The 13,180-nt window shown below is 62.1% G+C and carries 13 protein-coding genes; 4 read left to right on the top strand and 9 right to left on the bottom strand.

What is annotated here, in order from left to right; translation table 11 throughout:
- Positions 1–16: 16 nt before the first annotated feature.
- The 7 genes from B5V02_RS33060 to B5V02_RS33090 form a co-directional block, all read right to left on the bottom strand.
- On the bottom strand, positions 17–937 hold the full coding sequence (locus B5V02_RS33060) for an ABC transporter permease (RefSeq protein ID WP_111548181.1): 921 nt from the start codon (positions 935–937) through the stop codon (positions 17–19).
- Positions 937–2,067 (bottom strand): ABC transporter permease, encoded by a 1,131-nt coding sequence (locus B5V02_RS33065; RefSeq protein ID WP_111548182.1) that lies wholly within the window; start codon positions 2,065–2,067, stop codon positions 937–939. The genes B5V02_RS33060 and B5V02_RS33065 overlap by 1 nt, the downstream gene beginning before the upstream one ends.
- Complete coding sequence (locus B5V02_RS33070) at positions 2,064–3,641, bottom strand: ABC transporter ATP-binding protein (protein WP_167458770.1); 1,578 nt, start codon at positions 3,639–3,641, stop codon at positions 2,064–2,066. Before B5V02_RS33070 ends, B5V02_RS33065 begins: the two co-directional genes overlap by 4 nt.
- 187 nt (positions 3,642–3,828) lie before the next feature.
- Positions 3,829–4,806, bottom strand: coding sequence for a quinone oxidoreductase family protein (locus tag B5V02_RS33075; protein WP_111548183.1), 978 nt, complete (start codon positions 4,804–4,806; stop codon positions 3,829–3,831).
- A 23-nt stretch (positions 4,807–4,829) separates the two neighbouring features.
- Positions 4,830–5,651 (bottom strand): phosphatidylcholine synthase, encoded by an 822-nt coding sequence (pcsA, locus tag B5V02_RS33080; RefSeq protein WP_111548249.1) that lies wholly within the window; start codon positions 5,649–5,651, stop codon positions 4,830–4,832.
- Entirely contained in the window at positions 5,648–6,262 is a 615-nt protein-coding gene (locus B5V02_RS33085) for a DUF1326 domain-containing protein (RefSeq protein WP_111548184.1), read from the bottom strand. The genes pcsA and B5V02_RS33085 overlap by 4 nt, the downstream gene beginning before the upstream one ends.
- A 14-nt stretch (positions 6,263–6,276) precedes the next feature.
- Positions 6,277–7,215, bottom strand: a complete 939-nt coding sequence (locus B5V02_RS33090) for a DUF2182 domain-containing protein (RefSeq protein WP_111548250.1) — start codon at positions 7,213–7,215, stop codon at positions 6,277–6,279.
- Positions 7,216–7,285: 70 nt separating this feature from the next.
- On the opposite strand from B5V02_RS33090, the gene B5V02_RS33095 reads away from it, so the two are divergent.
- Positions 7,286–8,494 (top strand): UbiH/UbiF family hydroxylase, encoded by a 1,209-nt coding sequence (locus B5V02_RS33095; protein WP_111548185.1) that lies wholly within the window; start codon positions 7,286–7,288, stop codon positions 8,492–8,494.
- Positions 8,495–8,672: 178 nt separating this feature from the next.
- The gene (gene hspQ, locus B5V02_RS33100) at positions 8,673–8,996 is read left to right on the top strand and encodes a heat shock protein HspQ (RefSeq protein WP_027027770.1); all 324 of its coding nucleotides are present in this window, start codon (positions 8,673–8,675) and stop codon (positions 8,994–8,996) included.
- A 74-nt stretch (positions 8,997–9,070) separates the two neighbouring features.
- Here hspQ and B5V02_RS33105 read toward each other — a convergent pair whose 3' ends face one another.
- Positions 9,071–9,700 carry an invasion associated locus B family protein gene (locus B5V02_RS33105; protein ID WP_111548187.1) on the bottom strand — a complete coding sequence of 210 codons (630 nt, stop codon included), beginning with the start codon at positions 9,698–9,700 and terminating at the stop codon, positions 9,071–9,073.
- A 232-nt stretch (positions 9,701–9,932) separates the two neighbouring features.
- Here B5V02_RS33105 and B5V02_RS33110 point away from each other — a divergent pair, with 232 nt between their 5' ends.
- Both B5V02_RS33110 and B5V02_RS33115 read left to right on the top strand, forming a co-directional pair.
- Complete coding sequence (locus tag B5V02_RS33110) at positions 9,933–11,753, top strand: extracellular solute-binding protein (RefSeq protein WP_111548188.1); 1,821 nt, start codon at positions 9,933–9,935, stop codon at positions 11,751–11,753.
- A gap of 17 nt (positions 11,754–11,770) precedes the next feature.
- The gene (locus B5V02_RS33115) at positions 11,771–12,454 is read left to right on the top strand and encodes a DsbA family oxidoreductase (protein WP_111548251.1); all 684 of its coding nucleotides are present in this window, start codon (positions 11,771–11,773) and stop codon (positions 12,452–12,454) included.
- 37 nt (positions 12,455–12,491) lie between these two features.
- Here the strand turns inward: B5V02_RS33115 and B5V02_RS33120 are convergent, their stop codons facing one another.
- Positions 12,492–12,920 (bottom strand): hypothetical protein, encoded by a 429-nt coding sequence (locus tag B5V02_RS33120; protein WP_111548189.1) that lies wholly within the window; start codon positions 12,918–12,920, stop codon positions 12,492–12,494.
- Positions 12,921–13,180: the final 260 nt, after the last annotated feature.

Consider the following 13,180-nt stretch of genomic DNA (forward strand, 5'->3'; position numbering starts at 1 on the left):
CCGTCTGTTTTTATTGTCAACGATCCGGAACGAATGGCTGCCCCAAGGAAGCCGGCGTGTTCATCATCGTCAGACGCTTGTTGCGCGAGATTAGAACGAGAACCACGACGGTTGCCAGATAGGGTAGCGAAGAAAGAAACTGTGACGGCACTGGAATGCCAAAAGCCTGTGCATGAAGCTGGCCGATCCACACCGCGCCGAAGATGTAGGCGCCGGCCAGCACCCGCCATGGCCGCCACGACGCGAACACCACCAGTGCCAGCGCGATCCAGCCGCGGCCGGCCGTCATGTTCTCGACCCATTGCGGCGTGTAGACCAGCGACAGATGGCCGCCGGCGAGACCGGCACAGGCGCCGCCGAAGATCACCGCGAGATAACGATAGCGGATGACGTGGATGCCCAGTGCATGGGCTGACGTATGGCTGTCGCCGATCGAGCGCAGCGTCAGCCCGGTACGGGTCTTGAACAGGAACCACATGACGGCCGCGGTCAGCGCGATCGAGATGTAGAAGATCGGGTCCTGCCCGAACAGCAGCCTGCCGATGACAGGGATCGAGGTCAGCCCAGGGATGTCGAGGTTGGGCAGCCGCTCGCCGGGCTGGCCGACAAAGCTCGTCCCCATCATGCCGGAGAGGCCGAGGCCGAGCAGCGTCAGCGACAGGCCGGTCGCCACCTGGTTGGTGGCCAGCGACAGCGTCATGACGGCGAACAGCAGCGAGAACACCGCGCCCATGGCGATCGCCGCCAGAAGGCCGATCCAGGGTGATCCCGTTAGATAGGTGGCGCCGAAGCCGCCGACGGCGCCCATGATCATCATGCCTTCGACGCCGAGATTGAGCACGCCGGAGCGCTCGACCACCAGTTCGCCGATCGCCGCGATCAGCAGGGGAGTCGCAGCGGTAGCGATGGTCAGAAGGATGTTTACGGTGATGTCCATCAACGGGCTTCCTTCAACTTTGGCGCGGCTTCGAGTTTCGCAGCACTTTCCGGTTTGGTCAGTGCCAGGCCGATCAGACGAATGCGGTAGTGAATGAGCGTGTCGCAGCCGAGCACGAAGAACAGCAGCATGCCCTGGAACACCCGCGCCACCTTGTCGGAGATGCCGAGCGCGCTTTGCACTGCTTCACCGCCGAGATAGGTCAGCGCCAGCACCAGGCCGGCGGCAACGATGCCGAGTGGGTTGAGGCGACCAAGGAACGCCACGATGATGGCGGTGAAGCCATAGCCGGGCGAAATGACAGGCTGCAGCTGGCCGATGGCGCCCGAAACTTCCGAGATGCCGGCAAGGCCTGCCAAGGCACCCGACAGCAGGAAGGCGAAGAACACCATGCGGTTGAGGCCGAAGCCGGCGAAGCGCCCTGCCCGCGGGCTTGAGCCCAGCACGCGGACCTCAAAACCCTTCAGCATGCGGCTCATCAGGATCCAGACCAGCACCGCGGCGATCAGCGCGAAGACAAATCCCCAGTTTGCCCGTCCGGCATCCGGCATCAGTTCCGGCAGGACGGCCGAGTCGTTGAACTGAATGGTCTGCGGGAAACCATGGCCCTGCGGATCGCGCCACGGTCCGCGCACCAGCCAGTCGAGGAAGAGCTGGGCGACATAGACCAGCATCAGGCTGGTCAGGATCTCGTTGGTGCCGAAGCGCGTCTTGAGCAGAGCCGGGATTGCCGCATAGGCGGCACCGCCGACCATGCCGAGCAACAGCATCAGCGGCAGCACCAGTGGACCTTCGAACTGCGGAAACAGCACCGGAATGATCGAACCAGCGATGCCGCCCAGGATGAATTGACCCTCGGCGCCGATGTTCCAGATGTTGGCCTTGTAGCAAACCGACAGGCCGACAGCGATCAGGATGAGCGGCGCCGCCTTGATCGCCAGTTCATGCAACTGCCAGACCTGGCTGACCGGCTCGATGAAGTAGATCCGGAAAGCGGTCAACGGGTTGACGCCGAGCAGCGCGAACATGATGGCGCCGGCGATGATCGTCAGTGCGAAGGCGAGGAATGGCGACAGGGCCGAGAACAGCACGGAGCGCTGCGGGCGTTTGACGAGTTCGAGGCGCATCATGCCGTCTCCAGCGTATGTTCGGCGTGGCCGGGCTCGGCGCCGCCCATCAGCAAGCCGACCTTCTCGAAGGTCGCCTCGGCGATCGGCAACGGCTTGGATAGCTCGCCATTGTGCATGACCGCGATCGCATCCGATATCTCGAACAGCTCGTCGAGGTCCTGGCTGATCACCAGCACCGCCGATCCGCTGCGTGACAGTTCGATCAGGGCCTGCCGGATGTGGGCGGCAGCACCCGCGTCGACACCCCAGGTCGGCTGGTTGACCACCATGACGCTAGGCCGGCGGTCGAGTTCACGTCCGACGATGAATTTCTGCAGATTGCCGCCCGAAAGTGCCGCGGCCTCCGGATCCGGCGCGCTCTTGCGCACATCCATCGCCTCGATGATGCGTTGGGCAGCGGCGTAGATGGCGCCGCTCTTGACCATTCCACCGGTGCCGACAAAGGCCTTGCCGTCGGTGGCATGGCGCGACAGCAGCAGGTTTTCGGAAAGCTTCATGCGCGGCGCGGCACCATGGCCGAGGCGCTCTTCCGGCACGAAGGCAGCCCCCAACAAGCGGCGTCCGGTGATGGTGAGGCCGCCCGCATCCTTGCCGCGAATGCGCACGGAGGCGGCATCCTGCTGCAACACCTCGCCGGAGACGGATTCGAAGAATTCGCCCTGGCCGTTGCCGGCGACGCCCGCGATGCCGATCACCTCGCCGGCGCGGACGTTCAGGCTGATGCCCTTGAGCGGTATCGAGAACGGCGTTGCCGGCTTGCGGCTGAGGTTGCGGATTTCGAGCAGCGGCTGCGCGGTTTCGATCCCATCGACCGGCGCACGCACCACGGCCTGCACTTCGTTGCCGACCATCATGCGGGCCAGCGACGAGGCTGTTTCCTCCCGCGGATTGCAGTGGCCGACCACCTTGCCATGTCGCAACACGGTGGCGCGGTCGCAGATGCGTTTGACCTCTTCAAGCCGGTGCGAAATGTAGAGGATGGATTTGCCTTCCGAGCGCAGACGCTCCAGCGTCTGGAACAGCTTGTCGGCTTCCTGCGGCGTCAGCACCGAGGTCGGCTCGTCCAAAATGATGAGCTGTGGCGTTTGCAGAAGGCAGCGGATGATTTCGATGCGCTGGCGCTCGCCGACCGACAGGTCGCCGACCAGAGATTCTGGATCGAGCGGCAGGCCGTAGCTGTAGGAAAGCGCTCTCGCCTTCGCCGCGATGCTGCTGATCGGCGAACCGTCATCCAGCGACAGCGCGATGTTCTCGGCCGCGGTCAGCGCCTCGAACAGCGAAAAATGCTGGAACACCATGCCGATGCCGAGCTTTTTCGCCACGCCCGGGCTGGAAATCCTGACGGCCTGGCCGTTCCAGAAAATCTCGCCGGAATTGGGCTCAAGCGAGCCGAACAGCATCTTGACCAGCGTCGACTTGCCGGCGCCGTTTTCGCCGAGCAAAGCGTGGATTTCACCCCTGGCGATGTCGAGATCGATATGATCGCACGCCGTCAGCGTGCCGAATATCTTGGTAAGGCCACGGACCTCGAGCAGGTTCGTGGCATCCTGATTTGCACTCACAGTGCCTCCCATCTGGTTAGCCAGATATGTTCTGTGTTCCCGCAAGCATGGTAGGCGCGGCCTGCTCTCATCGGAAAGCGGCACGCGTCTTGAAAGAGCTTCAAGAATTTCAGCGGAAATTCAAGGGATAGCAAGGCAGAAGGGACCAGGGTGTGTTGATATTCAGGTCAGGCCGGCATCACCTGAATAGCTACACACCCTAAGGGATGAGAATGGTGGTCCCTGTCGTCCTGCGGCCTTCAAGGTCGGAATGCGCCTTGCCGACGTCCTTGAGCGCATAGCGCTGGTTGATCTTGACCTTGACGGCACCACTGAGCACGACCTCGAACAAGGCGGCGGCTGAAGCATCGAGATCCTCGCGTTTTGCATTGTAGACGAACAAGGTCGGCCTTGTGGCGAACAGTGAGCCCTTCTGGGCCAGCAACGACATGCTGAACGGCGGGATCGGTCCCGAGGACTGGCCGAAGCTGACGAACATGCCGAGCGGCCTCAGGCAGTCGAGCGAAGCCGGAAACGTGTCGTTGCCGACCGAATCGTAGACGACGTCGCATTTGCGGCCGCCGGTGATAGCGGCGACGCCGGCGACGAAATCCTGTTCCTTGTAGTTGATGACATGGTCGAAGCCATGCGCCTTGGCGAGCTCGATCTTGTCGGTTGAGCTGGCGGTGCCGATGACGGTCGCGCCGAGATGTTTCGCCCATTGCCCGAGGATAAGCCCGACGCCGCCGGCCGCGGCGTGAAACAGGATCGTGTCGCCTGCTTTCACTTTGAAAGTCCGGCGCAGCAGGTATTCAGCGGTCATGCCTTTCAGCATCATCGCGGCCGCCTGTTCGTCGCTTATGCCGTCCGGAATCCTCACCACCCGGTCAGCGGCAATCACGCGTTGTTCGGCATAGGCGCCGACATTCGTCGAATAGGCGATCCGGTCGCCCGGCTTCAGCCAGTCGACGCCCTGGCCGACCTCCAGCACGACGCCGGCAGCCTCACTGCCCGGAATCAGCGGAAATCCGCCCGGCGGCGGATAAAGGCCCGTGCGATGATAGACATCGATGAAATTGAGGCCGATCGCCGTATGCCGGATCAGGATCTGCTCTGATCCTGGCCGGCCGGGATCGGCGTCCTCATAGGTCAGGACTTCCGGGCCACCATTGGCGTGGATGCGGATCGCTTTGGACATGGGCTGGGCTTCCTTGGGGCTAGTCAGGCTTTTTTGGCACCGAGATTTGGAAAGAACTGCATGACGCCACCGATGCAGGCGAGGTAGAGCCCGGTAATGGTGATGCCGATCTTGGTGAAGGTGCTGACCTGCTCGCCCAGCACGCCGATCTGATCGTAGAAGGCAGCCAGTGCCGCCTGCGCCAGCGCCAGTGCGCCAAAAGCGCACCACAAAAGCGTCATCGCGAGATTGATGCGCCGCAGCCGCACCACCCGCACCGGATGGATGAAGTTGATCGGCACGAAAGTCAGAATGCCGGCCACCACCACCACCGCGAACGAAACCCATTGTCCCGGTTCGATGACGAACAGCGTGAACACCACCATGTTCCAGACCACAGGGAATCCCTTGAAGAAATTCTCCTTCGTCTTCATGCCGGTGTCGGCATAGTAGATGGCGCTTGAGACGACGATGATCGCCGCCGACAGGAATGACAGTCCCTCGCCCATGAAGCCGCGCTGGTAAAGCGCGAAGGCCGGGATCAGGACGTAGGTCACGTAGTCGATGATGTTGTCGAGCACTTCGCCCGACCAGGTCGGCAGGATCTCCTTGACCTCGAGCTTTCTGGCGATCGGCCCGTCGATGCCGTCGACGAACAATGCCAGCCCCAGCCACCAGAACATCGCGGTCCAGCGCTCTTCGCTCGCCGCCACCAGCGACAGGAAGGCCAGGAACGAGCCCGAGGCGGTCAGCAAATGGACGGAGAACGCCCTCGCCTGCGGCCAGGTGACTTTCTTCTTCGGTCGCGGAATACGATCAGTCAACTTCTTGGCCGTGATCTTCCTGGCCGTTGTGTTCTTGCTCACGGGCCCCGCCAATCCAGCTTGCAGATTTCGGCCGAACGGCCAGCGAAATTCCAGTTGCGGCCGAAAGCCCGCATCTTGCTCTTGTCGGACCTGGCAACGATGATCTCAGGCGCAATCCAATATTCCGAATTGCTGATCACCGTATCCTTGTCGCGGTCCTTGCCGGGGATCGGTGTCACCGCCCCGTCGATGATCTTCGGTATCTGGAAGATGCGTGTCCTGTCACGCGTCTCATAGGTGATCGGCACTTGTTCGACACCGAGGAATTTGCCGACAAGGATGGAGAGCAACGATGTGGTCCCGCCCGCCTTGCCGGTGAAAATCTTCGTCAACGCCTTGACCGCGTAGACCGAGGCGCGCTTGTCGATGAACAGGCCGGCGGTCCAGTTGCCGCGGCTCATATAGCCGGGGATTTCCATGATCAGTCCGAGATTGAGCCCCGACAGGTCGACGTCGCCGAAATGGCCGGCATCGATGCGAAACCCCGCCCAGGTCTGGCAATAGCCTTCGGTCGGTGGATGATTGCCGAGCGACAGCACGCAAGGGCAAAAAACCGTGCAATTGCAGGAGAGTACGAGCTCTCCTTTCATCGCCCAGCTCTGATCTGCCATCGATTTTCCCCCACTCATAGCGAGACTACTAGCAGCGCTGCTGCCCAGACAAGCAGTATCGCACCGGCCAGCCGGGTTGGAACCCTGCTCGCCGTTTGTTTTTCGATCAGGGTGAACAGCCCGATCAACGCCATCCAGAAGACGTTCATCACCCCGACGGCGAACATCACCAGCATCAACGCCCAGCAGCAGCCGAGGCACCACAGGCCTTGCGCGACGCCAAGCCGGAAGACGCGGATGGGCCTCGCGCTCCAGTTCGCGAACAGGATCGAGAACGGGTTCTTGCATTTCTTCAGACAGGCCTCCTTCAGGCCGCTGAATTGGTAGAGGCCCGCAATCAGCAGAGCGAGCGCGCCGGCAATGCCGACGACCGGGTCGAGCATCCCGCCGGACGAAGCGAATGCGTGACTGGCAAGGGTCAGCGTTGCGAACATCGCGGAGGCAGCGAGCCAGACACTGAGGTAACCGGCAACCAGCACCAGCGGATGAACGACCGGCTCGCCCTTGATTCGAGCCGTGTCGGCGATCTCGCAATAGGTGCGGATCATCGGGGCGGCCGAAGGCAGCATGGTCGCGATCGCCATCAGGAACCACATCAAGACGAGTGCGCCTGCCTGCACGCCGGCACTTCCGTCCAGCGGCGCGGGCGAGAGGCAGAGCGCAAAGAACCGCTCCAGGAAATCCGGTAACGGCAGTCGCGGCAGGTTGCGCAGGAGAGCGTCGCCAGGGCCGCTGACGCCCGGAATCCGCCCCTCGGCGCCGCGGATTGCCATCGCGGCAAGGAACAGCCAGGCAAGCAGGATACAAGCGCCGACAGCGACGTTTACCGTCAAACGGGGACTGCGCGCGATGTTCGCCATGGCGCGGCCGGCGCGGTCGAGATGGTTGAAATCGTCTTGCTGGCCGGTCATGACATCCGAATGGGCCGAATCGCCGCGTTGATCAAGCGGCATGAATTGACCTATATGCTCATCGACTGGCAGGTCGGGTGGACCGCCTCGCATTGCAAGCCGGAAGCCGATCTTGGAGCATCAGGAAACTGCGCGGATACTGGTTGCTGGCACGGGGCCGGCAGGGCTGATCGCGGCGCTCGCTTTCGCCGATGCCGGTTTCCCGGTGACGCTTGTCGGGCCCGAAGCTTCTGCCCCTGATGGCCGCACGACAGCCCTGATGAACCCCGCCTTGCAGGTGCTTGCGCGGCTGGGCGTGCTCGAAGACATCAAGCCCAAGGCGGCGCCTCTGAAAGTGATGCGCATCGTCGACGCGACCAGCCGGCTGATCCGTAGCCCCGTCGTCACCTTCCGTGCCAGCGAGATTGGCGAGGACCAGTTCGGGCTGAACCTGCCCAACAGCGTCCTCAATCCCGCACTCGCCGGCACAGTTGCCACGCATACCGGCATCGAATGGCGACGGTCGATGGTGGCGAACTGGCATCTCGATGCCGAATATGCCCGTGCCGTCCTGGCCGATGGCAGCACGGTGGATGCTTCCCTGGCGGTCGCCGCCGACGGACGGCTGTCGCCGGCGCGCCAGGCCGCCGGCATCTCGACCTCGGCTCGCTCCTACCCGCAGGCAGCTTTTGTCCTCAATTTCCGTCACAGCGGCGATCATGCCTTCACCTCGACCGAATTCCACACCGAGACCGGTCCGTTCACGCAGGTTCCGCTGCCCGGCAATCGCTCGAGCCTTGTGTGGGTGGTGAAGCCCGAGACCGCAACGGAACTCGCCGCATTGGACGATGCAACGCTTTCGCTGCGGGTCGAACAGCAGATGCAGTCGATGCTGGGCCGGGTGACGGTCGAGCCGGGCCGGCAGATCTATCCGCTTTCGGCGGTGACGCCGCTGCGTTTCGCGCGGGAGCGCGTGGCGCTTGTCGGCGAAGCCGCCCACGTGTTTCCGCCGATCGGCGCGCAAGGCCTCAATCTCGGTATCAGGGATATCGACGATCTCGTTGGTATTGCAGGTGAAAATCGTACTGACCCCGGCGCTGCCAAGGCCCTTGCAGCCTACGATTTCAAACGCCGCCCCGATATTCTGGCGCGCAGCAGTGCGGTCAATCTGCTCAACATGTCGCTGCTTTCCGACCTGCTGCCGGCACAGATGGCCCGTGTTGCCGGGCTCGGCGTGCTCGGCGGCTTCGCGCCGCTTCGCGCCTTTTTCATGCGCGAGGGGCTTCGTCCCGGCAGCGGCTTCGCGGCGCTGGCCGGCGGCCTGCGAAGGCCGGCGCGCTGATAGCCATTCTCTGGACATCCCGGCAGTCTGCCTCATCGGCGATCGTCGACATCAACCGCATGCGGCAAAACCTTTGCGCCGCGCCCTGCGTAGCTTCAAGGCGCGCTCAAAACGCTTCGGGATTGAATTGACGCCCGGTCTGCGCCAAATAAGTCTAGGGAATTCAGTGGTGAGTATGATGAAAACAGCCAAATTCGCGATCGGACAGGTGGTTCGCCACCGGCTGTTTCCCTTCAGGGGCATCATTTTCGACGTCGATCCGCAATTCGCCAACACCGACGAATGGTACGAAGCCATCCCCGCCGACGTGCGCCCGCGCAAGGATCAACCCTTCTATCATCTGCTCGCCGAGAATTCGGAAACCGAATACATCGCCTATGTCTCCGAGCAGAATCTGCTCGAGGATCAGTCGGGCGAGCCGGTCCGGCATCCGCAGATCAAGGAGATGTTCGACAAGAAGCCGGACGGTCGTTACGAGCCGAAACGGCAGTCCAGGCACTGACCGGCCAAACGACAGGTGCAAAAAAAGCGGGGCATGACCCCCGCTTTTTTATTAGGCCGATAAAAATCGGCTGATCAGTTGGCGGTCTTCGCCTTGTCCTGCTCGTCCTTGAGCTTCTTGGCGAAATCCTGGTTGTTCTTGGCGACGAAGTCCTGAAGCTTCTTCTGCCGGTCCTCGATGTCGGACTGCTGCAGCGGCGGGCCGTCATAGGCACCACTGAAGCCCTGCAGGGCGACCTTGATCGGATTCGGCTGATTCTGGAAATTGACCGAGGTCAACGTGATTGCCTGGCCCTTCTTGAACGCGGCGACGAGCTGGTCGGTGAGCGGCACTTCCGCCACGCAACGATCCGGGAAGCAGATCACATAGTCGAGCTTCTGTGCCTTGCCGGTGTCGATCTGCAGGCCGATGCCGGGAGGCACCAGACGACCGGTCGGGACCGTCACCTGGAACACCTTGCGGTTCACCTTGCCCTTCAGCTCGATCAGGCTGACGCCGGTGATCAGCTGGCCGTTGCCGGCGGTGGTGATGTTCTGGACGTTGCAGATGTCGACGTCTTCCTGCTTGGTGCAAGCCTTGAACCAGCCTTGCGGAATCTGCTGTTGCTGCTGTGCGGAAGCAGCGGGAAGCCCTGCGCCCAGAAAGCCGACCACGCCAGCGGCCATGACCGACAGGCGGTACGCGTTGCTGTTCAGGCTCGTCATGTCGTGCACTTCCTCTCAAATGATCCCAGGACCGGCTTCTTCGCGCCGTGTGGTCCAGCTACCTGTTGCCAAAATGAGGCAACAGAATGACTTCGGGGGGCGTGTTACACTGCAAGCGATGTCGAATCCAGCCCGCCACTTGTAATTCTTGATGACGCCATTGGCCGGCACGCAGCTGCCTCATGCTAGGGTGCGCACCGAATCATCAAGCCGACCCAGTAAGGAGACGGTCATGGGCCGCGTTCTTGTTTGGCTGATCACCGCGATATCGTTTCTCGCCCTTTCGCATCAGCCGGCCGCGTCGGAGCCGAAGCACGCCATCGCCATGCAGGGCGAACCGGCCCTGCCACCCGACTACACGCATTTCAACTACGTCAATCCGGATGCGCCGAAGGGTGGCTCGATCACCTATTGCGTCGTCGGCAGTTTCGACAATCTCAACCCCTTCATCCTCAAGAGCCTGCGCACGACGGCGCGCGGCATGATGGATCAGAATTACGGCAATCTCGTCTTTGAGCCGCTGATGCAGCGCAACTACGATGAGCCTTTCAGTCTGTACGGCTTGCTTGCCGACACCGCCGACATGGATCCCGAGCGCAAGAGCATCGAATTCCATCTGAACCCGAAAGCCAAATGGTCGGATGGCCAGCCGGTGACGCCGGAGGACGTGCTGTTCACCTACGATGTCTATACCGACAAGGGTCGCCCGCCCTACAGTGCGCGGATGAGCCTGATCGCCAAGCTTGAAAAGACCGGCGACCACAGTGTGCGCTTCACCTTCAACGACAAGGCCAATCGTGAGACGCCCTTGATCATCGCGCTGACGCCGATCCTGCCGAAGCATGCCTTCGACAAGGAGACGTTCGACAAGACGACGCTGAAGCCACTGATCGGCAGTGGCCCCTACACCGTTGCGCAGGTACAGCCTGGCCAACGCATTGTCTTCAAGCGCAACCCCGATTACTGGGGCAAGGACGTCCCGGCCAAGCGCGGTTTCGACAATTACGACCAGATCACCATCGAGTATTTCCTCAACGCCAACGCCAAGCTCGAAGCGTTCAAGAAGGGCCTTTGCGCCATCGACGACGACAGCGATCCGGTCAAGCGCGAGCGCGATCTCGATTTTCCGGCCTTCCACAAGGGCGATGTGGTTGCCGAAACCTTCGACACCGGCATTCCGCCCGTGGTGACCGGTTTCCTGTTCAACATGCGGCTGCAGAAGTTCGCCAACCCGGTCGTGCGGCGTGCACTCGGCATGCTCTACGACTTTGAATGGGCCAACAAGAACCTGTTCGGCGGCAAATATGCGCGCGCGATGAGTTACTGGCAGAATTCCGAGCTTTCCGCGCTCGGTCATCCGGCCGACGACAGGGAAAAGGCACTTCTGGCGCCCTACCCCGGCCGCGTGCCGGCCGATGTCATGGATGGCACGTACCGGCCACCGGTCACCGACGGATCAGGGCAGGATCGCAAGGTGCTGAAGGCGGCCTTCGAGCTGCTGAAAAGCGTCGGTTACCACGTGCAGGACGGGACAATGCTCGATCCCGACGGCAAACCCTTCGGTTTCGAGATTCTGGTCGCCTCGCAGGACGAGGAGCGCCTTGCCGGCATCTACCAGCGCTCGCTCGAGAAGATCGGCATCGATGTGACGATTCGCAGCCTCGACGGCGACCAGATCCAGTCGCGCAAGCAGCGCTTTGACTTCGAGGCTCTGATTGGATCAAGCGGCTTCAACAACTCGTTGTCGCCGGGCATCGAACAGCTCGGACGCTGGGGATCCGAGGCGGCCAAGGCCGAAGGCTCGTTCAACCTGGCCGGGGTCGCCGATCCGGCGGTGGACGCTGCGATTGACGCGATGCTGCGAGCCCGGTCGAAAGAAGATTACGTCGCCGCGGTCCGCGTTCTCGACCGGTTGCTGATCTCCGGCAATTACATGGTGCCGACGCAGTACAACACGCAGCAATGGATTGCCTACTGGAACTATCTGGACCATCCGCAAAAGACGCCCATATTTGGGTATCAACTGCCAAGCTGGTGGCGCAAGCCGAACTGAGGATTCAGGAGATCGAGATGAGCGAACTGAGCGCCATCACCGTCGATGTGGTGTCCGACGTCGTCTGTCCATGGTGCTTCATCGGCCAGAAGCGGCTCGACAAGGCGATCGCCGCTGTTGGCGACGGCACCGAGGTGCATGTCCGCTGGCGGCCGTTCCAGCTCGATCCGACCATTCCGCCGCAAGGCAAGGATCGCCACGAATATATGCTGGCCAAGTTCGGCAGCGACGAACGCATCCGCGAAATTCATGCCCGCATCGAACCGCTGGGCGAAGCCGAGGGCATTTCGTTCGCGTTCGACGCCATCAAGGTGGCGCCGAACACGCTCGATGCGCACCGCCTGATCCGCTGGGCCGGTGCCGCCGGCGAAGCCGTGCAGAATCGGCTGGTGCGCCGCCTGTTCCAGCTCAATTTCGAGGAAGGCGCTGACATCGGCGACCATACCGTGCTGATCGAGGCCGCGCGCGAGGCCGGCATGGATGCATCCGTGGTTGCCACGCTTTTGCCGACCGACGCCGACGTTGAGGCGGTTCGCACCGAGATCGCCACCGCGTCGCGCATGGGCATATCAGGCGTGCCTTGCTTCCTGCTCGAGGGCAAATATGCGGTCATGGGCGCACAGGACGTCGACACCCTGGCCGATGCCATTCGTCAGGTGGCTGCTGCCAAGGCGCGCGGCGAATTGGAAAAGGTCGGCTGAGACCGGCCACGCTCCCATTCCGTGCCAAGAACAGGTGTCACTTCACCGCCACCTTGGCCTTGCTGATAAAAAATCCATGGCCGTTTGTGGCCGTGCAGGTCAGGCCCTTGGTCGACGATTCGCACGAGAACGGACCTTCGCTCCAGCGGTTGCCGTAAGCGAGCCTAGTGGCATCGCTGCAGCAAGGTTGCTCGCCAGGGTTCTTGATCAGCGTCGCCGGCCCTTTGGGGCCTAGGATGATGGTGACATAGCTCGGCGCGACGCGTGAGCAGCTGAGTTCCGGACCGCCGTCCTGCGGCTCATAGGTGCTGGTGCCGCCCTTCGCCGTGTAGATGCAGCCAATGTTGTCGGACGGCGTGTTGAACTCGATCTGGCCCTCAGTGCCGGCCGGGATGCTCTGCTCGGCGGCATGCGCCAGGGGCAGCCAGGCGAAGAGGGACAGGACAGCGGCCGCGCGTACAAGCATTGGAGAACTTCCTTGTTGGAGAACCGGACATGCATGGGTCTCGACAATGCCCGGCAAGGTTCAATCCCGAACGGAGGAATTGTCAAACACGGTTCCTGATCTGACCCTATAGGGCGGGATGTGCCGCCCGGCGCGGGTGACGATCTGGTGAATCGCCCGCAGGACATGTTCGTTTCGAGATCGGCGAAGCGGAGATCGACAGACGCTGCCGCAACGACCGTTTCCAGTCACTTTTCAGCCTCCGACAAGGATAGACGGCA

Origin of the sequence: Mesorhizobium kowhaii (genome assembly GCF_003253745.1) — a bacterium.
Taxonomy (GTDB): domain Bacteria; phylum Pseudomonadota; class Alphaproteobacteria; order Rhizobiales; family Rhizobiaceae; genus Mesorhizobium; species Mesorhizobium kowhaii.